Source organism: Actinoplanes subtropicus, assembly GCF_000721705.1.
GTDB lineage: Bacteria > Actinomycetota > Actinomycetes > Mycobacteriales > Micromonosporaceae > Actinoplanes > Actinoplanes subtropicus.
Genome location: NZ_JOJL01000012.1, coordinates 89,878 through 110,015, shown reverse-complemented (window position 1 = coordinate 110,015; position 20,138 = coordinate 89,878). Strand labels below are relative to the sequence as shown.

15 protein-coding genes and 1 tRNA gene are annotated in these 20,138 nt (G+C 72.8%); 4 read left to right on the top strand and 12 right to left on the bottom strand.

The window, feature by feature from the left end; genetic code table 11:
• Positions 1-328: 328 nt before the first annotated feature.
• Together IH26_RS0118700 and IH26_RS0118695 are read right to left on the bottom strand one after the other, a co-directional pair.
• A complete protein-coding gene (locus IH26_RS0118700) occupies positions 329-1,801 on the bottom strand; it encodes an amidase (RefSeq protein WP_030437498.1) in 1,473 nt (490 codons plus the stop codon).
• A gap of 84 nt (positions 1,802-1,885) precedes the next feature.
• Positions 1,886-3,619, bottom strand: a complete 1,734-nt coding sequence (locus IH26_RS0118695) for a hypothetical protein (protein WP_157437258.1) — start codon at positions 3,617-3,619, stop codon at positions 1,886-1,888.
• Positions 3,620-3,943: 324 nt separating this feature from the next.
• Between IH26_RS0118695 and IH26_RS55915 the strand changes: the two genes are divergently transcribed.
• Together IH26_RS55915 and IH26_RS0118685 are read left to right on the top strand one after the other, a co-directional pair.
• Positions 3,944-5,446 carry a lysyl oxidase family protein gene (locus IH26_RS55915; RefSeq protein ID WP_157437257.1) on the top strand — a complete coding sequence of 501 codons (1,503 nt, stop codon included), beginning with the start codon at positions 3,944-3,946 and terminating at the stop codon, positions 5,444-5,446.
• A 628-nt stretch (positions 5,447-6,074) separates the two neighbouring features.
• Positions 6,075-6,659, top strand: coding sequence for a hypothetical protein (locus IH26_RS0118685; RefSeq protein ID WP_245665291.1), 585 nt, complete (start codon positions 6,075-6,077; stop codon positions 6,657-6,659).
• A 38-nt stretch (positions 6,660-6,697) separates the two neighbouring features.
• Here the strand turns inward: IH26_RS0118685 and IH26_RS59840 are convergent, their stop codons facing one another.
• Both IH26_RS59840 and IH26_RS0118675 read right to left on the bottom strand, forming a co-directional pair.
• Positions 6,698-6,853: a hypothetical protein gene (locus tag IH26_RS59840; RefSeq protein ID WP_157437256.1), complete on the bottom strand. Its 156-nt coding sequence runs from the start codon at positions 6,851-6,853 to the stop codon at positions 6,698-6,700.
• 88 nt (positions 6,854-6,941) lie between these two features.
• Positions 6,942-8,060, bottom strand: coding sequence for a PucR family transcriptional regulator (locus IH26_RS0118675; protein ID WP_030437494.1), 1,119 nt, complete (start codon positions 8,058-8,060; stop codon positions 6,942-6,944).
• Between the two features lie 97 nt (positions 8,061-8,157).
• Between IH26_RS0118675 and IH26_RS0118670 the strand changes: the two genes are divergently transcribed.
• Positions 8,158-9,120 (top strand): TerC family protein, encoded by a 963-nt coding sequence (locus IH26_RS0118670; protein WP_030437493.1) that lies wholly within the window; start codon positions 8,158-8,160, stop codon positions 9,118-9,120.
• A gap of 8 nt (positions 9,121-9,128) precedes the next feature.
• Here IH26_RS0118670 and IH26_RS0118665 read toward each other — a convergent pair whose 3' ends face one another.
• From IH26_RS0118665 to IH26_RS0118635, 7 genes are all read right to left on the bottom strand, one after another.
• Positions 9,129-9,812 (bottom strand): HEAT repeat domain-containing protein, encoded by a 684-nt coding sequence (locus IH26_RS0118665; protein WP_030437492.1) that lies wholly within the window; start codon positions 9,810-9,812, stop codon positions 9,129-9,131.
• Positions 9,813-9,838: 26 nt separating this feature from the next.
• The gene (locus IH26_RS0118660; RefSeq protein WP_030437491.1) at positions 9,839-10,855 is read right to left on the bottom strand and encodes a hypothetical protein; all 1,017 of its coding nucleotides are present in this window, start codon (positions 10,853-10,855) and stop codon (positions 9,839-9,841) included.
• 82 nt (positions 10,856-10,937) lie between these two features.
• On the bottom strand, positions 10,938-13,286 hold the full coding sequence (locus tag IH26_RS0118655; RefSeq protein WP_030437490.1) for a transglutaminase TgpA family protein: 2,349 nt from the start codon (positions 13,284-13,286) through the stop codon (positions 10,938-10,940).
• Positions 13,287-13,299: 13 nt separating this feature from the next.
• Complete coding sequence (locus IH26_RS0118650) at positions 13,300-14,427, bottom strand: DUF58 domain-containing protein (protein ID WP_030437489.1); 1,128 nt, start codon at positions 14,425-14,427, stop codon at positions 13,300-13,302.
• Positions 14,428-14,558: 131 nt separating this feature from the next.
• Positions 14,559-15,551, bottom strand: coding sequence for an AAA family ATPase (locus IH26_RS0118645; RefSeq protein ID WP_030437488.1), 993 nt, complete (start codon positions 15,549-15,551; stop codon positions 14,559-14,561).
• A gap of 12 nt (positions 15,552-15,563) precedes the next feature.
• Entirely contained in the window at positions 15,564-18,185 is a 2,622-nt protein-coding gene (locus IH26_RS0118640) for a fibronectin type III domain-containing protein (RefSeq protein WP_030437487.1), read from the bottom strand.
• A 127-nt stretch (positions 18,186-18,312) separates the two neighbouring features.
• Entirely contained in the window at positions 18,313-19,587 is a 1,275-nt protein-coding gene (locus IH26_RS0118635; RefSeq protein ID WP_169789770.1) for a tetratricopeptide repeat protein, read from the bottom strand.
• A gap of 189 nt (positions 19,588-19,776) precedes the next feature.
• Between IH26_RS0118635 and IH26_RS0118630 the strand changes: the two genes are divergently transcribed.
• Positions 19,777-19,861, top strand: a tRNA-Leu gene (locus tag IH26_RS0118630).
• A gap of 54 nt (positions 19,862-19,915) precedes the next feature.
• On the opposite strand, the gene IH26_RS59835 is transcribed toward IH26_RS0118630, so the two are convergent.
• Entirely contained in the window at positions 19,916-20,125 is a 210-nt protein-coding gene (locus IH26_RS59835; RefSeq protein ID WP_157437254.1) for a hypothetical protein, read from the bottom strand.
• Positions 20,126-20,138: the final 13 nt, after the last annotated feature.

Genomic DNA, 20,138 nt, shown 5'->3' with positions numbered 1-20,138 from the left:
AGGCAGGTGCATCGACTCGATACAGTCGGCAGGCCGACAGATTACCGAGGGCACTCAGCCTCGATCCACCGCCGGATATGGAAACGGTGGCGTGTCCGGTGACCTATCAGTGCACCCGGAGAAATAGAAAGCGCTCTCTGCCCGTCATACGGGCATAACCGCCCGGCGCAAGCCAGCACGCTGAGCTGTACGGGCAACGCTCCGGCGCCGACCGACTTCGAGGTCCCAACAAGGTCATCGGGGCGAAGACGGGACGGCGGGTGGCCTTCTGAGCCCGATCGAGAACCGGCGGAGTGGTCGACCGACCACCCCGCCGGTTCGCTTCGCTCTAAGCGGGCGCGCCGATCGGGGGTGGGGTGAAGCCGCCGAACTCGCGGTCGAGCAGCTCGGCGAAGCGGATCGGTGTGTGGTCCTCGAAGAGCGGGCCGATCAGCTGGACGCCGATGGGCAGCCCCTGCGCCGACCGGGTGACCGGCACGGCGGTCGACGGAAGGCCGGGCGCCGTCGCGATGCCGGCCCACGCCAGCTGGTCAAGGTAGTCGTGCTTCTCGCCGTCGATCGGGATCGTACGCATCCACATCGGCTCGCTGTGGTCGTGCGGGAAGGCCGGGGTCGAGGACACCGGCGCGATCACGATGTCGACGTCGGTGAACACTTCGGCCCACCGGGCCCGCTGGACGGCGCGGACGGTGTCGGCCGCGACCCACTCGCGGTGGCTCAGGACCATACCCCGGGCGCGCTCGGCGGACAGCGACGTGTCGGACGGGTCGAGGGCGGCCGCGGCCGTGAGAGCCGACGCGTAGACCTTGGGCGGGAAGTTGGCCGCCATGCTCGACTGGAGCAGGCGCATGTAGACGCGGGCGCCCTCGGCCAGATCGGGCAGATTCGGGCTGTGCCGCCGGACCGTCACCCCGGCTGCCTCCAGCCGCGTGGCCAGGTCGTCGATCGCGGCGCGTACCTCGGAGGAGACCGGGACGAGCGGGTGCGCATCAAGGACCAGGACCCGGTACGTGCCCAGGTCGTCGTGCCGGGCCGGCCGCAATGCGGTCCGGTAGGCGAGGCCGAGGCCGGCCTCGTCGGGATCGGAAAGCAGGCGGACCAGCATCGCGAGGTCGGCCGCGCCGCGGGCCATCGGCCCGACGACACCCAGGTCGCCGCCGAGCACGGGTAGCGGCCGGGTGCCCGGAAACGTGTGCCCGCGCAACGGGAACAGGCCGAACGAGGGCTTGTGCGCGTACACCCCGGAGAAATGCGCGGGCATGCGCAGCGAGCCGCCGATGTCCGAACCCATCGACAGGGCGCCGAAGCCGGCGGCGAGGGCGGCGGCCGAGCCGCCGGACGAGCCACCGGGCGTACGCCCGAGGTCCCAGGGGTTGTTGGTGGTGCCGTAGATCGCGTTGTAAGACTGGAAGTCGCCGAGCGCGAGCGGCACGTTCGTCTTGCCGAGGAGCACCGCCCCGGCCGCCTCGAGCCGGGCGACCACCACCGCGTCGGCTGCCGCCAGATGGTCCTTGAACGGCGGAAATCCCCAGGTCGTGGGCAGCCCGGCGATGTCGATCGAGTCCTTGATGGTCATCGGGACGCCCAGCACGGGCCCGGCCTGGCCCCGGGCTCGCGCCGCGTCGGCCGCGCCCGCCGCCGCGAGGGCCCGGTCGAAGTCGGGCACGCAGATCGCGTTGATGTCGCCGTCGAGCCGTTCGATCCGGGCGATCGCAGCCGTGGTGAGCTCGACCGCCGATACCTCGCCGTTCTCCATCGCCGTGGCCAGTTCGGCCGCGGTTGAGTACGCGTAGTCGGTCATGCCCCACAGACTGCCCCATCGCGTCGACTCGCCGGCCCGCGCGAGCCCGGGCGGCGACGGCCGGCATTTGTCTCCTGCACGTGATCAGGGCGGGGGCATCCGCCACACGGCTACGTCGCCGTAATCCTCGGGGGTGCCGAGGACATAGGCCAGCACTCGGCGTACGGCAGCCTGATGCGACGTGTGCGGCAGCAGGACGACCACGCCGGCGTGCCAGTAGCGCAGATCGGCCAGCATCGTCCGGCGAAGGTCGACGCTGGCCGGCGGGAGCGTCCCGGTGCGGCGCAGTTGGTCGAGGACGGTGACCGTGAAGCGCGGCGGCGGCGACCACGAGCCCTGGTCGTCCGCGGGCGGGTTCCGCGGGCCCATGAAGTATCCGCGCGGTACCGGGAACGCGAAGGTGTTCAGCGCCGCGATCCGCATGGCCGTCCCGCCGGTGCGCATGCTCGGCAGGGGCACGATCACTACGGTCTGGTCGCCGTGCACGTACGACCGCCAGGTGCCGTCGGCGAAGAACGCCGGCATCGGCGGGGCCGGCGAGGTCGGCAGCGGCTTCGGGAACAGCGGCACGAACGCCAGCGCGATCCCGGTCCAGTACGGCAGCCGGGCGAACCACCGGTAACTGTGCACCCGGTCGGCTGCCAGCGCCATCAGCACGCCGGCGATCGTGGTGCTCGCCAGCGCGTATCGGGGCGTGGTCACCAAGTCGAGCAGCGGGACGCGGGTGACGAAGGCGAATGGCGAGCCGGGGCCGGTGGTTGTGGTCCGGTCGAGGCGGAACTGGGTGCCGAACGACAGGACCAGCATGACGAGGCCGGCCAGGGCGGCGGCGCGGGCGGCGGCCGACCGCCACAGGATCGCGATCGACACCAGGATCATGAGGCAGGCGCCGGGGCCCCAGAAGACGCTCTCCTCGGTGACGCTGCCGCCGTTCGCCTCCCTCGCCCGGGCGACGCTGCCGGCGATGGCGCTGCGCGGGAACGCGGCGACCGAGCGCAGCGTGGTGGGGGACGTGCCGACCGGGAAGGGCAGCCCGGTGTAGTGGCCCGGCCCGCGGAACTGCTGGTAGAGCGGGTAGGCCAGCAGAAGGCCGGCGACCAGCGCCGCGACCGCCAGGCCGGCCACGAACCGGGGGCCCGCCTCGAGCGCCTCCCGCCAGCGCGTGGCCGCGTACGCGACGCCGACCAGCGCCATGGTGATCGCCAGCAGCAGCAGGAACTCCTCGCCGACGAAGGCCTGCAGCGCGATCAGCACGCCGAGGGCCGACCCGCCACGCAGCAGCCGCCCCGGCTCGCGCAGCCGGATCACCTGCCAGACGATGAACGGGACCACGAACCCGCAGGCCAGGTTCGGCTGGCCGTTGGCGTGGGCGAGGAAGCCGGGGGCGAAGCCGGTCCAGAGCCCGCCGATCCAGGCGGCCGGCCCGCTGCCGAGCAGGTGCCGCCGCAGCACCCACCACCAGGCGGTCGCCGTGCCGGCCAGGGCACCGGTGGCCATCAGCGCCACGGCGACGGCCGGCCCCAAGGCGTGGGTGAACGGAGCGAGCGGGATGCTGATCGCCAGCACCGAGGTGTTGGCCATCATGTTCACGCCGGTCGGGACGTTGAGCCGGGTGAAGTAGAACGGCGTCTCGCCGTGGTAGACCACCCGCTCGCCGTGCGCCATCATGGCCAGGAAGAACTCGTGGTCGTCGCCGTGCAGGAGCACCTGCCCCGCGGGCGCGGCCCACAGGGCCCGCATGATCCAGACGGCCAGCAGCAGATAGCTCAGTACCGCGGCGACGTCACCTGCCGCCCGGCGCGCGGATGCGGGGGCCACGCCACCCATCATTACCCAGCCGCCACCCGCTCGATCCCAAGTTTCCGCGGAGACTGCCGCGATCGGAGCAGCAGCCACTGCGGCTCCGCACGCTGGGGCCGGCGCCGCAGAAGCGCAGCCCCCGCTCCGGGCACTCAGCGACGGCACTCTGCGGGCGCGGGACCTGCTGGAGAACTGGCGTGCGGCTGCCCATCGTGAGCAACTCAGGAGCTGCCGGGCACCGCCGGGTTCGGTTGTCTGTCGGATACCCGTTAGGACGGGCTGCTCGATCCGGTTAGGTTCGGACGCGCCAGATTGCTCTGCTGTTCGGGGGAGGCGGGATACATGGGCGGGTCACCGCGACGATGGATCACGGTCCTGGCGGCCATGGGCGTGGTGGCGGTGAGTGCCGGCGGGCCGGCATCGCGGCCGGCGGCCGGTGCTGGGCCGGCGTCGCGTCCGGCGGCCACGAACCTCCAGTTGCTGATGGGCGCCGATGCGGACTTCCCGCCGCGTGACGGCCAGCGGGCGCTGTCGGCCAGCCCGGTGTTCGCGGTCACCGGCGGTCCGCTGGAACTCGATGTGAGCCGTTCCGGCGGGGTCGTGTCGGTGCGGCAGGACGGCGTGATCCTGCCGGTGCACCCGAAGTCGGTCGTTCAGGGTTTCCCTCGGTATTTCGAGTGGAAGCTGGTCCGGGCCGACGGCAGCGTCGCAGCCTCTGCCGCGGTTGACGCCTGCCCGATGCCGGGCACCGTGTTCAGCCTGACCGCGTGGGGCTTCCTCGGGCCGGTCAACCTCGACCCGGCCAACCCCCGCACGCCGGCTGTCTTCCCGTACCCGCAGGAGTGCGGCGACCCGCTGACCACTCGAGCGCGCTGGGGCTTCCCGAGCGGCTGGGGGGTGCAAATGCACATCCAGGTGCCCGACGCCACGCCGCCCGGGTCGTACGTGCTGGAGGCGACGGTCAATCCGGGCGGCGCGATCCGCGAGTCGACCCGCGCCGACGACCATATCCGGATGCCGGTCGAGGTCCTCGACTTGACCGCGGGCTTGCGGGCCGGGCAGGTCGCCGCCGGTCGCGCCGGCACGGCGACTCCGAGCCCGGTCGGCGCGAGGGCGTCGGCAGCCGTGACGGGGGCCGGCGGCCAGGCCGACCTGCCCGATCTCGTGCCGCTGCCGAGCGAGAACATCGCCGCCCGGCATCAGGAGAACGGCGATTTCCTGCGCTTCAACTCCACTGTGGCCAATCTCGGCCGCGGACCGCTGCGGTTGGCGGGCTTCCGCTCCGACCTGACCAGCCCTCAGATGGCCGCCTATCAGCTGCTGTTCCATGGTGGAGCCGAGGTTTCCCGGCGCTCGGCCGGCACCCTCGTCTACGACCCGGAGCATCTCCACTGGCATTTCGACCACCTCGCTGACTACCGGCTCGTCGACGCCGAGGGTGCGGCGGTGGCGAGCAGTGGCAAGATCGGCTTCTGCATGGCCGACGTGCACCAGATCGACGCGAGCCTGCCCGGCTTCGCCACCCCCGACTTCGTGGGCTTCGGCGACTGCGGCTCCCTACCGTCCCGATCGGTGCAGGAGAGCCTCGACGTGGGCTGGGGCGACGAGTACGACCAGGTCAAGCCGGGCCAGGAGCTCGACATCAGCTCCGTGCCCAACGGCACCTACCGGATCCAGATCACCGCCGACCCGGAGCACAAGCTGCTGGAGACCACCCGGGACAACAACGTGTCGTACCGGACGGTAGTCATCGGGGGTGTGCCGGGAGCACGGACCGTCACCGCCCCACCGGTCGACGGTGTCGACACGGAAGCCGCCTGGGCCGCGCTCCATCTGCCGTTCTGAGCCTGACCGTCGCCCTGCCCTTCTGCACCGCGACCTCCAGGGCAGCGAGCAGGGTGGTGGTGCCGTGCCTCTGTTCGTGCGATCTTGCTGAACCCGCGCTTTCCGAGAGCAGGGACCGCCCATCCAACTGAATGTCCGGAGGGGACTTGAACCACGGGTGGCCCGGTACCAGGTCACCGCGGCGATATGCGCCCGCGCTACCGAGCCGGGCCAGCACCCGAGCCCGCCCTCGGCGACGTCTTGGACTTCTCCGGCCTGGCACCGTGAGCGTCGCTGCGCGGGACGGGCGCCGGGGGCCTGCTCGACTGCAAACCTGCCAGCGGCGAGTACGCGGCCCGCGCCAGCATGACCAAACGCTGAGCGGGCCACGCTTCCTGCCACATTTGAGGCGCTTCGCGCAACGTGGGGTCGCGGGATCGGCGGCGACCGGAGCATGATTCTGCCCGCCGATCCCACCGGATCCTGTCCTCGCGCGACGAGGGTCTCCGCCGCGCTGCTCCGGGAGAACACTTTGCGCTGCACGAAATGCGGGACCGAACTGGAACACCCGGGCCAGGGCCACACGTGCCGATCCACGACACCTCCGCCCGCGCTCAGGACGGCGGGTTGGACCGTCGCCACCTGGTTCATGGTCGGGTTCGGCGTCCTCTTCGCCCTGGCCGCGATCGCCGTGGCCCTCCTCGGTAGTGCGTTGAACGACCAGGCCGCGCCGCTGCCCGCGGCCGGCACCGGCACCGCGATCGGCTTCCTGCTCGCCAGCTTGATGCTGCTCGCCGCCGTCGTCGGCCTGGTGATCAGCGGACTGATCTGGGCCCGCGGCACCCGCCAGCTCGCTGAGGCGCACGGCTCCTCGGGCCGCTCGTACAGCCGGCACTGGGGCACCCGCGTCTACTCCTTCTGCCTCGTTCTCAGCGTCGCCCTGACCTGGCCGGCCACCGACCGAACCGCCCGGGCTGTCCTGTTCACCCAGGCGGCCCTGCGCACCCTGGGAGCCGCCGCCCTGGTCGGGGGCGTGCTGCACAGCCGGGCGCGGATCCTCCGGCTGATCGCCCAGGCCAACCGCGACGGCGCCGGACACCGCTCGCCGGTCGCCGGCGGGGACCCGGCGTGGCCGCTGTCCCCGACGCCGACCAGCGACGACTGGAACGCCGGCCAATGGGACCCCGACGTGCTGCGAGACATCGAAGCTCGCCGCCACCGAGACGGAACCTGATCCCGACGGTCCCGCCGCCCGAGCGGCCGCCGACCGGATCAGCGGTAGCGGGAGCGGCGGTCGAGGCGGCGGCGTAGCCGGTCGAGGCGGCGGCGGTTCTCGGGGCGGGCGGCGAGCTCCTGGGCCTGCTGGGCGAGGCGGCGGCCCTGCGGGCTGCGGAAGAATCGGAGAAGGCGTTCGGTGATGGTTGTCATGCTTCGAGGATGGCAGCGGGCGAGGGCGTCGCCCGGCTCGTAGCCGGACAATGTCGGCGGCCGGTCGTTGCCGGGTTCCGGCAAAGTTCTACGACGGGCCCGGGCCGAGGGCGCGGGCGCCGAGCAGGGCGGTCTGCAGGACGAACCGGTCGGCGGGCGCCGCCGGGTCGTGGCCGGTGAGGTCGCGGATGCGGTGCAGGCGGTAGGTGATCGCGCGTACGGAAAGGTGCAGTCGCGCGGCGGTGGCGGTGGTGTTGCCGCCGGTCGCGAAGTAGGCGTCGAGCGTGTCCAGAAGGGGTCCGGCGCCGCCGCGGGCCGTTTCGAGCGGGGTGAGCACGGCGTCGATCAGGTCCCTCATCGCCTCGCGGTCGCGGGTGAGGACCCGGTAGACCAGCAGGTGTTCGGCGTGCACCACCGGATCGGTCAGGCCGAGGCGCTCGGCCAGGTCGAGGGCGTCGAGGGCGTCCCGGTACGACAGCGCGACGCTGGCGACGCCGCGATGCGAGCGCCCGACGCCGACCCGGTCCCCGGCGCCGCGGGGCAGCGCTGTGACGAGGCCGGGCGTGGGGAGGATGGCGATCATCCGGCGGTGCCGGGTGGTGATCAGGAAGTCGGTCGCGGCCATCGCGGTCAGCGCCGACGCGGTCTGCGACAGCAGCGGGCTGGTGTCGGACACCGGCGCGGCGCCGCGGATCACGGCCACGGCATGGGTGCCGGTGAGATCCAGCCCGTAGCGTTCGGCGCGCGACAGCAGGGCGGCCGGGTCGCCGGTTCCCTCGAGCAGGTCGTCGACGAATTCCCGCCGGTTCGACTCCTCCAGCAGCAGCGCGGTACGCCGGGCCGTCTCGTGGCCGTCGGCGATCGCGGCGACCGCATCGTCGATGGCGTGCAGCACGACCTCGCCGGCCGCGCGGATGGCTTCCGGGTCGTCCTGCCCCACCGCGGGCAGCTGCCGCCAGGCCCGCCAGGCGGCCGACAGGTAGAGGTCGATCAGGGCGCGGAGCGGCACCGCCTCGTCGGCGGCTCGCGCGCCCAGCGCCCGGAAGCCGGCCAGCGCGGCGGCGTCGAGCCGTCGACCGGTGTCGCAGGCGCGGGCCAGTTCCGGTAGGAAGGCGCCGAGCAGTTCGGCCGACGGGCCGCCGGCGGTGGCCGCCGCGCGTCGGGCGTCGTCGGCGGCCGCCGCGGCGGCCTCTTCCCAGTCCGGCATCCGACGAGCGTACCTTGCCGAGGTCCGGCAACCTGACGGGTCGAAGACGGCCGGTTCCGCCCGTGCTGGGCGGGGTCCGGGCCGGCACGCTCGATGCATGACAGTGCCTCTCTGGATGTGGCTGGCCACCGTGGCCGGCATCGTCGTCCTGATCTCGGTGGACCTGTGGCAGTCCCGCCGGCCGCATGAGATCGGCTTCCGCGAGGCCGCCGTGTGGTCGGCCGTCTACGTCGCGGCCGCCCTGCTCTTCGGCGCCGGCGTCCTGCTGACCTCGGGCGGACCGGCCGGGGTCCAGTTCTTCAGCGGCTACCTGGTCGAGAAGAGTCTGTCGATCGACAACCTCTTCGTCTTCGCGGTCGTGCTCGCCCAGTTCGGGGTGGCCGCCCGGCACCAGGCGCGGGTGCTGATGATCGGTGTGCTCGGCGCCCTGGTGCTGCGCGGCGTGTTCATCGCGGTCGGCGCCGCCGCCATTCAGACGTACGCCATCACGTTCTTGTTCTTCGGCGCGTTCCTGATCTTCACCGGCGTGCGGCTGTTCCGCTCGCACGGCGAGCAGCCGGACATCCGGAACAGCCGCCCGATCCGGCTGCTGCGGCGGTTCGTGCCGATGACCGATGACGGCAGTTCGGGCCGGCTGCTGGTCCGCGCCGGCGGCCGGCTGCGGGCGACTCCGGTGCTGCTGGCCACGGTCGCGATCCTCGCGGTCGACATCGTCTTCGCGCTCGACTCGATCCCCGCGATCTTCGGCATCACGGACAACGCCTACCTGGTGTTCACCACCAACGCCTTCGCCCTGCTCGGCCTGCGGGCGCTGTACTTCCTCCTGATCGGGCTGCTCGACCGGCTCGTCTACCTGCACTACGGGCTGGCGGTCCTGCTCGGCTTCATCGGCGTCAAACTCGTGCTGCACTACCTGCACGGCGTCTGGCCGGCCGTGCCCGCCATCCCGCTGCCGCTGTCGATGGCGGTCATCGTCGCCGTCCTGGCCGTGACCACCGTTGCCAGCCTCCGCCGCTCCCGTCGGCCGGCCCCGCCGGCTCGCCCGAAGGTGGACGCGTGACGGCCCGGTCAGCCCACGAGCTCCCGGGCGATCCGCCGGAGGTTGTCGTCGGCGGCGGTCCGCGCGTAATCGCGCAGGACGTCGCGCATTTCCGGGGTGAGCTCGAGGTGGCGCAGTTGCACCAGGGCCTGCCACTGGACGTCGGTGGAGGGGTCGGCGAGGGCGTCGCGGAACAGGTCGGGCGCGGCGAACGCGTGCAGTTGCCGGGCGGCGGTCATCCGGATGGGGACGTGGTCGCTGCGTAGCCCGTCCTCGATCGCGGGACGTCCACTCCGGTCGCCCAGCCGGGCCAGGTAGCCGGCGGCCCGCGGCCGGCTCAGGTCGACCGGGCCGCCGTCGCGGACCAGGCGTTCGAGGGCGGGCCGGCCGGCCTGGTCGTCGCCGAGCCGGGTGAGCGCGTACGCCGCCTCCACCGCGGTCTCGTCGCCGCTCGCGAGCATCGGTTCGAGCAGCGGGACGGCCTCGGTGAGCCCCAGGTGACCCGCGGTGTGCGCGGCCGCCGCGCGCAGCAGGCCGTCGCGGGTGCGCAGCGCGTCGAGGACGCCCTCGCGGTCGGGTGTGATGCCGTTGACGCGCAGCAGCTCGGCATCGTGGAAGTCGTCGATCTCGGCGTACGGGGTGCCGGGCGGCGGATCGGGCACGTCCAGGACGGGGGCTTCGAAGTGGATGTCGGGCAGCCGTTGCGGTTCCACGTCAGGTCCTCCAGACCGGGTGCGCGCTACGGGTAGTCGCCGTGGGCGCCCTTCGCCCGGATCGCGTCCGCCCTGGCCCGGTACGCGGGTGCACCGTCACCGTACGCCCGCTCCTCCTTGGCCGGGTACGGCATGGCCGCCTGGGAGAACGCGATCACCTTGCCGGGAACCTGGGCGAGCAGTGCCTGTATGTCAGCGACGCTGCCCGCGTTCTGCGCCGTGAGCCACGCCTGCGCGGCCGCGGTGCCGGACCGGCCGTGGCCCTGCCGCTCGACGGCGTGGAAGCGCTCGTGCCGGATCGTCAGGTCCTGCGCCCAGAACTGGGTGCGGGGCGGCCGGCCGCCGAGGTCGGTCATGTCCGGGGTGAGGTCGCTCGCGGCGGTCGCCCAGTTGGCGTTGGTGAGTGCCCCGGCGGTCTCGGAGGGGATGTCGGCGCGGCCGCCGGAGGCGACGTTGAACGTGATCGGGTTGTCGAGGGTGGCGGCCACCGTGAACACGCCGGGGTTGGGGGTGACGGTGATGCCGGTGAGGGTGAAGGTGGCCCAGGAGGTGGCGCCGAACGGGTCGACCGCGCCGGACTGCGTGACGGTGCCGTTGTAGGCGACCGCGCCGCCGACCGCGTCGGTGTCGACCACGGTGCCCTGCGGCACCACGATGTCGGGCAGCCGCACCGTCTGGCCCTCGGCCGCCTCGGGGGCGGGCGCGGCGACGCCGAGCAGCGTGGCGGTCACCGCGTTCGGGTCGAGCACCCCGGTCTGGTCGGCGCCGGGTTCGGCATCGTGGTCGGCTCGGCGGATGGTGGCCGACAGGCGGATCGGCGCGCTCGGGACCGCCGCCCGGCGGGTGGTGCCGCCGGTGCCGCCGTCGGCCGCGTCGTGGTCGGTGGCGAGCATACGCGCCACGGCACGGTTGCCGGCGCTGCTCTGCAGGCTCAGGATGTCGGCGTTGCGGCCGGCCGCGACCGGCCGCGCGGGAGCCGGGACGCGGGTTGCGGATCGGTCGTCGAGGTCGCGCTCGGGCCCCGGTCGTTCGTGTCGGCTCACGTCCTCCACCGTTCGTCGCCGGTCACCAACGATGATGTCGGGCCGGGGCAAGTCGGGCTGCCAAGGATCCGACACCGTGCTCCTATGTGCCACGGCGCCAGCGGAGCGGACCCGGCCGCAGGCTCCACCACATCCGGCGCCACCACGACCGGCGGGCGCGCAGCGCGGTGGCGTAGGCGACGACCTGACGCCCCGCCCGATCCGCCTGTGACTCGTCGGCGGCGCCCGGCGCGAACCCGACCGCGTTGATCCCCTCGACCAGGTCGTCGAGGGGCGGCAGCTCGGCACCCGCCGGGCCGCCGTCCGGGGGCGTCGCCCGGCGGAGGGGCGGGCCGGGTTCCTTCGCGTACGCGGCCGCCTCAGTAGCCGCAAGGTGCGACGGCATCGGGCGGCCCGCCAAGCGCAAGGCATCGCTCAGCTCGGCCCAGGCACCGGCGATCCGATCGTCCGGCGTGCCCGCGGTCAGCCGCCGGCGGCGCAGCGAGCGGCGCATCGTGACCAGCGTGCACGCGGTCACCACCAGCAGGAGCACCACCGAGCCCGAGGCGCCGCTCGCGACGATCACCGGGCCGGGCCCACCGCCGGGGGCGGTGGCCAGGGCGGCCGGCGGCGGCGACGAGGACGACAGGTCGGCCGAGGTGGGCGGCTCGGACGGCGGGGTCGGCGGCTTGGTCGGCTTCGGGGTGAAGTCCTCCTCGACCGGGCGCGGATTCTTGCTCTTCGGCATCGGGTCGAACGGCACCCACCCCAGCCCGTCGAACAGCACCTCCGGCCAGGCGATCGCGTCCCCCGCGGTGACCGCGCCACCGCTCGCCGGCGCGTCGAAGCCGACCACCACCCGGCTCGGCAGCCCGGTCAGCCGCGCCAGCACCGCGAACGACGCCGCGAACTGCTCCGACGTCCCCCGCTGCCCGCCCTGGTCCCGGCGTCCGAAGAGGAAAAAGGCCAGATTGGGGTACGCGTGGCCGCTCGGCGCGTCGGCGACCTTCCGATAGTGCTCGGCGAGGAAGTCCTGGATCGCCGTCGCCCGGTCGAACGCCGCGCCGTTCCCCTCGGCGAGCTGGTCGGCGAGCCGCTTGATCTGGAGCTGCTCGGGCCCCTCCGGCCCGACGGCGAGGAACCGGGCCACCGCGTCGCCGGCCGGCACGTCGGCGGTGGGCAGCAGGTTGAGATCGGGCGTCTGCACCTGGGACACCACGTCGTAGCGCAGGCCAGTGGACAGCTGTTCGGGCCGGATCAGCGTCCCGGTCGCCGCGTCGAAGGCCACCCGCGCCCCGGTGATCTCGGTGGGCGTCGGCAGGACCGGCAGCAGCCGCCCGGTCAGCCCGTCGATGGTGATCCGCTGGCGGACCTCGGCGGTCGTCGCGTCGGCGAGTTTCGCCGGCTCCGGGAGCACCCGTCCGGCGTTGCGGTAGGTCGCCCCGACCCGCCACGTGATCCCGTCGTAGTCGGGCAGCACCGCCAGCCTGAGCCGCACGGTCTTGGCTCTGCTTTCGCCCGGTGCGAGCCCGGCCGCTGGGGACACCTCGAGCAGTCGCTGCTGCGGGCTGAGCGCCCATCCCGAGATCCGGTTGAGCGGGCTCTCGTCGAGGCTGTCCACCTGTGGCGGCTGCACGTATCGTCGCGGATCGACCGGCGTGCTGGACACCCGACCGCCGACCCACGGCCCGACCGCCGCTCCCAGCGCGAGCACCGCGACCAGCCCGGCCGCCGCACCGGCGATTGCCCTCGCCCGCACCCTGGCCGGCAATTCCGGCCGCGGCAGGTCTCCCGCGCTCCCTGGCCCTCCGGCGTTCGCCGGACGCGCGCTCGTCGCCAGCGCCGCGATCGCCAGCCCGGCGAAGGCGAGCGTCGTCCACCCGGCCGCTTTCGCATTGGGACCGACCACATACAGCGCCCCCGCGTAGAGCGCCACCGCCGGCACCAGCCCCAGCAGCACCCGCCGCGCGCGCACCGCCACCTCGGCCCCGGCCAGCCCCGCCACCCAGGCCGCGATCACCGGCACCACCACCGTGTCCGGCGCCGGCTCCACCGGGATCATCGCGGTCAGCAGCCGCGGAATCCCGTTCACCAGCGAATCCCGCGCGATCTGCGTGAGGGGCCCGGCCACGTCCGCGCGCCCGGCCGTCAACCACAAACAGAAGAGGGTGTACGCCGCGAGCAGCCCCGCCGACAGCGGCGCCACCGTCCAGTTGGGCAGCCGCCGCGCCGCCACCCCCAGCCCGACGGACCCGACCGCGGCGCCGGCGACCAGGCGGACGAGCAGCGAGTCCGCGTAGATGCTCCCGAGCACGACCCCGGTCAGGGAGATCATCCCCGCCAGCGCAGCCCCCACGACGACAGCCCGCACCCAGCCCGCCCGCCGCGCGCCCCTCCCCGGTCCACCGGTCGTCGCGGTCTGGTGGGAAGCTTCGGGCGCCACGGTCACCATCCGCGGACCCCGGTCACCATCCGCGGACCCCGTCCCAGGCCGCCGCGAACTCCTCGCCGGTCTCCGTCTCGATCACGATCAGGCCGTCGCCGGAGGAGACCGGAGCCGCGTCCCGGTCGCCGAACAGCCCCGCCAGCACCACCGGGTACGGCCCCCGCAACCCGCTCACCGCCCCGAGATCGGCGCGCCCGCCCGGGCCGGTCAGGAACACGAGCGTGTCGCCGAGCCGCTGCGCCCGCAGCCGCCGCAGCGTCGCCGCCAGGTCGCCCTCGCGCAGCGTCGCCTCGGTCAGCACGTCCAGATAGGGGCCGGTCGCCACCGTGGTCACCAGGTGCAGGCCGACCGGCAGGTCCTCGCGCACCGCCGCCGCCACGATCGACGCCGCCGCCTCGCACGCCGCCTCGAACGAGTCGGCCACCCCGTCCCGCACCTCCGGGTGGGCGACCGCCCGGTCGTCGAGCAGCACCACGATCGTCGGCTCCGAGGTGTCCAGCTGTTCGCGCACCATCAGCTCGCCGACCTTGGCCGAGCTGCGCCAGTGGACCCGGCGCAGCTCGTCGCCGACCACGTACTCCCGCAGCGAGTCGAACGTGATCGTCCCGTGCGGCACCTTGTCGATACGCCCGTCCAGGCTGCGGGAGATGCCGGCCGGCACCGCGCGCAGCAGATGGATGCGCGGGTGCACCCAGACCGCCGCGGTCCCACCGTACGTCCGGGAAAGCGTGATCAGCGCAAGCGGATCGCCGCGGGTGACCCGCAACGGCCCGATCGGCACCACGCCGCGGCGGCTGGTCGGCACCGGATAGTCCACGGTGGTGTCCCGGCCCGGCCGCAGCCGCAGCAGCGGAACCGGCACGCTCCGCCCGCCGCAGCGATCGGTCGCGATCAGGTTGGCCGCCCGCAGCCTGCTGGTATTACGAACGGTGAGCGTCATCCGGGCGGGTTCCCCGCGCGCGACCCGATCGGGATCGGCCACCCGGTCGACGCCCAATCGGGGCCGCCACAGCGCGAAGACCACCCCGCACCCGAACGCGACCACCGCGACCGCCCCCAGCAACGCCAGATCCGGATACCCGAACCGGAACCCGATGAAGAGCAGCCATACCGCGCCGACCAGCAGGCCCGCCCCGCGGGCGGTGATGCCACCCCTTCGCGCCGGGCCGCGGCCGGGCGGCGGAGCGCTGCCAACCGGCCGCGGCGGTTCGGCGGATACTCCCGGCCGAGTGCCGGGAGGTGGAGCGGCGGCCCCGGACGGGTCGCCTTCGAGCGAGGTCACGCCCCGGCCGGGACGTGTTGGCCGTCCGGCAGGGGCACCGGCACCGACCGGACCGCGTCGTCGAGCACCTCGGCCGCCGTGACCCCGCGCAGCTGCGCGTCCGCCGACAGCAGCACCCGATGCGCGAAGACCGGCCCGATCAGCGCCTTCAAGTCTTCCGGCAGCACATACCCGCGCCCATGGATCAGCGCGAACGCGCACGCCGCCCGGGTCAGCGCGATCACCCCGCGGGGGCTGACCCCCACCCGTACCTGCGGATGGTTTCTGGTCGCCGCGGCCAGGCGCACGGCGTACCCGTAGAGGGGGTCGGCGATGTGCACGTGCATCGCCATCCGCACCATCTCGCCGACCGTCGCCGTGTCGGTGACCGGCTCGAGCGCGTCCGGCGAGCGCATCGCGGCGCCGCGCAGGACCTCGATCTCCACCTCCTCGCTCGGGTAGCCGACCGACAGCTTCACCAGGAACCGGTCGAGCTGCGCCTCGGGCAGCCGGTAGGTGCCGTCCATCTCGACCGGGTTCTGAGTCGCCACCACCAGGAACGGCTGCGGCACCGGGTGCGGCACGCCGTCCACCGTGACCCGCCGCTCCTCCATCACCTCCAGCAGCGCCGACTGGGTCTTCGGCGAGGCCCGGTTGATCTCGTCGGCGATCACGATGTTGGCGAAGACCGGGCCCGGGTGGAACTCGAAGCCGCGGCTCGCCTGGTTGAAGATGGTCACCCCGGACACGTCCGAGGGCAGCAGGTCGGGCGTGAACTGGATGCGCCGCCACTGGCCCTGGACGGACGCGGCGAGCGCCCGGGCCAGCGTCGTCTTGCCCACGCCGGGCACGTCCTCGAGCAGGACGTGCCCCTGCGCGAACAGCGCGGTGAGCGCGAGCCGCACCACCTCCGGCTTGCCCAGCACGACCGAGCCGATCCGGTCGGCGAGCTGCGCCGCGACCTGGGCGAAGCCCTGGATGTGCTGCGGCGGGAGGGGTTCGGTGTGCACGGGAGCCGGTCCTCAGCAGGTCGGAAGGTCGTTGATGTCGTCGCCGCTGTCGAGGTTCAGCCACGCCCACGGGATGTAGTTCTTGCCGCTGTAGTTGACCTGGACCCACCAGGTGCTGCGCTTGCCGTTGTTGTAGATGTACGCGAACACCTCGTCGCCGGCCTTCTTGCAGTACGCCTCCAGCCGGGTGCCCGGCTTGGCCCAGCCGACCTGCTTGCTGTCCTCCTGCTTGGTGATGCTGAAGATCTCGTTGCCGTTCCGGCCGGCGACATCGGAGTCGCAATAGGTCGCGGTGTCGCCGTTCTGGCCGTCGTTGCAGGTCGCCGTGCCGGACAGGTGGTCGGTCGTCTTCTTGCTGGTGGCGGTGGCGGTGCCGGCCGCGTTCTTGGCCGTCACGGTGAAGGTGTACTCGGTACCGGCGGTCAGCTTGCTCACGGTAAGCGACCCGCAGCTGCCCGAGGCCGACCCGGCGCCCGACGCGGCCAGCGAGCAACTCGCCGTGCCGCCGCCCGCGTCCACCGTGAACGACACGGTCGCGGAGGTGGTGGCCGGATTGACCCCGGTGATCGTCACCCGCGGCGCCGAGAGTGTCCTGGCCGTCGCCGTGCCCGGGTTGCCCGGGCCGGCGTCGTTGACCGCGCGCACCTCGACCGCGACGGTCGCGCCGTTCTCGAAGCCGGTCAGCGTCGCCGCCGTGCCGTCGGTGACGTCGGTCGACTTGCCGCCTGCGGTCACCACGTACTTGGTGATCGCCCGCCCGTTGTCGGCCGGGGCCTGCCAGCTGACCTGAATCGCGCCGGCCTGGTCGCCGGCGGTGGCCGCCGAGACGTTCGCCGGCGCGCCCGGCGTCGTGTACGGCACCACGCTCGCGCTGACCGGCGACGCCTTCGACCCGGCGCCCCGCTCGTTGACCGCGACCACGGTGAACGCGTACTGCTTGCCGTACGCGAGCTGGCCGGCCGGAATGGTCAGCGCGGGCGCGGCCGAGTCGCCGACCGGCGCGCTGCCGCCCTCGGAGATCGCCGTCACCGTGTACCGCGTGATCGCCAGCCCCTGCCCGTTGGCCGGCGGCCAGCTCACCACGACCGTGCCGTCCGGTTTCGCCTCCGCGGTGACCGCGGTCGGCGCGTCCGGCACCTCGGCCGTCGGCTTCACACTGTTGCTCGTACGGGGCGGGCCGTCGCCCTTCTTGTTCACGGCGTACACCGTGAATTGATAGGTCTGTCCGTTGACCAGGCTGGGCACGGTCAGCGACCGCTGATCGGCGCCCACCTGGAAGGTCCTGCCCGCGCCCTGCACCACGTAGCGCGTGATGGCCGCACCGTTGTCGGCCGCCGCCTGCCAGGTCACCCGGGCCTCGGCGTTGCCGGCCGCCGCCCGCACGTTCCGCGGCGCGCCCGGCTTGGCCACGACCGGCTTCGGCGGTTTCGGCGGGGGCGGGGGCTGCTCCAGCGGCGTCTTCGGCGGGTCGCCGCCGAGCACGTCGTCGGCGTACTTGTCGACCGTGCGCACGTGGTGCGCGTCGTCGACCACCCGGGCGGTCGGCGCGCCGGGCGCGTTGATGAACAGGTAACCCTCGCGGACCTCGAGCTCCAGCGGGCCGCCCGGTTTCTTGAACGGGATGTCCGGCTGCGCCTTGCCGGCCGAGTCGAAGACGTGGACCGCCTGGCCGGCCGCGTCGGCCACGTAGAAGAAGCCCTGCCAGGCCACGGCCGCCTGCAGGTCGGGGCCGCTGCCGGGGACCGTGAAGTCGGCCCGCATGCCCTGGTCGCCGACCACGTAGACGTGCCGCGAGTCGGTGACGGTGACCGGCACCGAGCGCCCGTCGGTGTGCGCCGGCATCGTGCCCGGCCCGGCCAGCGGCAGCGTCACGCTGGTCGCCTTGGCGTCGCCGTGGATCGTGGCGAGCACGTCCGTCGTCTTGTCCAGCACCGCGACGCCGTCGTCCAGCGTGGAGAGCACGAGGTCGTGGCTGCCGGCGGCGACGGCCTCGGTACGTACGACCGATGGGCCTTTTTGATCTTGGGAATTTTCGGACGCCAGCGGCGCCGGTGCGATCGCGGTGACCGTGCCCTCGCTCGGCGCCGCGACCCACAGCCGCCCCTTGCCGTCGAAGACCCCGCCGGTGATGCCCGGCGGGAACCGCAGCTCCGGCCCGAGCGGCCCGAGCGTGCGCGGGTCGATCTGCTGCACCTTGCCCTGTACCGAGTCGACGACGAAGGCGGCATCGTCATCGAGGGCGACCTGGACGCCCAGCCCCGGGCTCGCGGTGGAGTCGCTCCAGAACTGCTTGAGCGTGGTGAGATCCATCGACCCGATCCGCCCGGTGGTCACGTCCCGCAGGATCACGAACCGGTCGGTCTGGCTGACCTCGAGCTGGTGCCCGCGCGCGTCGGGCACGGTCACCCGGGTGTCCACCTTGGCGGTCACCCCGTTGATCCGGGCGACCTCCGACTTGGACCGGCTGAACACCCACGACGCCGAGTCGAAACTGGCCACCGCCTGATCGGCCGAGCCGAGCCCGAACGCGGTGAGCCCGAGCCCACCCGCGAGCACGAGGACGGTCCCCATCGTGACGAGGTAGCCGCGACTGCGCCACTTCGGACGTGGCGCGCCGCTGTCTGCGCTGGTCACAACCGCAAACCCTCTCCCTTTGACGGACCCCCTCCGCAAGGACGCTGGCCATCATAGGGGGATCGCGGTGGCGGTCGATACCCGGAAGTCACGCCTGTGGATAAGTATCGTCGCCGAGCGTGATCCACTATTTGGTCGAGGTGGACCGGTTCGTGCAGGCCTGCTGCGAGGTCGCGAACTTGTCGTTCCGGTAGACGGCGACCACCGCGAAGCAGTAGTTCAGATTCGCGTTCAGCCCCGTGATCTCGAAGGACGTCGTGCCTGGTCCGAGCGTGCTCACCGGCCTCAGCTGCTGCCCCGGCTGGGCCATCGCGACGAGGAAGGAGACCTTGCCGTTGGCGGGGTCGGCCCAGGTCACCCGGATGCGCGAGCCCTCGTCGCGCAGGGCGACATCGGTCGGCGGATTGCCGCCCAGAGTTGGCACATCCGAGTCGGGTTTGTCACCCGACCGATTGGCGAGCACGAAGACGAGAGCGGAGACGGCGATCACAGCCGCGAGGACCGCGGCGATCGCCGCGAAGATGCCGAGGGTGCGCTTCGGGGGTGGTTGCGGTGTGTCTTGCCCGTACGGGTGGGGAGTCCCGGCCCATTGCGGCGGTTGCCTTTCTTGCCCGTACGGCTGGGGAGGCCCCGGCCATGGCGGCAGTTGAGCCGCTTGCGGGTGGGCCGGAGCGGGCCACGGCGGCTGCTGGGCTTCTTGCGCGGGCGCTTGAGCCGGCGTTGCCTCCCAGATCGGGGGCTGTTCGTGCCAGGCCCGCGGCGGTTGCGGGCCCGCCGGGGCCGGCCAGTGCTGCTGGTTGGCCGGGGTGGGCGGCTGCACCTGGCTGCCGGGCGTGGGCAGAGCCGGGATCGGCCCGGTCGCCTCCTCGTCGGGCACGACCGGCTGGATCGGCAGTGTCGTGGTCGCCTCGTCCGCGGGCGGCCCACTTGCGGGAACGGCCGGGGACGGGTCTCCCGCCCGTACGGCAGCCTCTTGATCCTGCCCGAGATAAGCCCGCGCCCGCGCAACGGCCCAATGCCCCGCACCCAACGTCGCGGGCCCCAACTCCGCAACCCGCCCGAACGCCTTACGCGCCTCGTGCCGGTTCCCCAGCTCCTCGGCGACCACCCCGATGTCGTGCGAGATCTCCAACATCAGCGCATCGGACTCACCCAGCCGCCACATCCCCGCCGCGTAGGCATCCTCGAGCACCCGCCGCGCCCCGCTGGGGTCGTCGTCCCGCCGCAGCATCTGCCCAAGCAGGTACGAAGTGCGCAAAACATCCGGATCATCCTCGGCGAGGTTGATCTTCCCCAGCTCAACGGCCCGCTCCAGCAGAGCAATGGCACCCGTCAGATCACCCGAATCCGCGAGCACCTGAGCCCGCTGCCGGGCCGGAGTAAGTGGGGATGGCTGCGACACGCCCGCCATGCTGCCCGGAACACCCGCATAACGCCAGGCGAAGGCGGCCGTATGGCCGGGATTGTTCCCGGCCCCACCCTCCCTGCAGCCCCAGCCCGAGGCCGTGTAAAGTTCTCTCCTGTGCGGCCCGCCGGGCCGCCGATACCCGGTGGGTAACACGGGTACGGCACCGGTAGGCTGACAGTGCAGGTCCGGGTGGCGGAATGGCAGACGCGCTAGCTTGAGGTGCTAGTGCCCTTTATCGGGCGTGGGGGTTCAAGTCCCCCTCCGGACACAGATTTGTCCTAGAATGTCGGGTTTGAGCCGCAGCTTAGACCCGATTTTCGTGTCAAAGCACTGCTTGCGCCACTTCCGTGACGCACGGATGCCCAGTTTTCGTGTTCAGGCGGGTTGCTGCGGCGCACAGCAACCGAACCGCAACCGAGCTGAAGCCCGGTGCCAGGTGGCCGACAGGGTCGGTATGACTCGTTTCGAACCACCACAGATTCCACAACAACCCGTTGACGACGACGCGCACCCGTACTCCGTCGTCCAGCACCGGCCGCAACCCT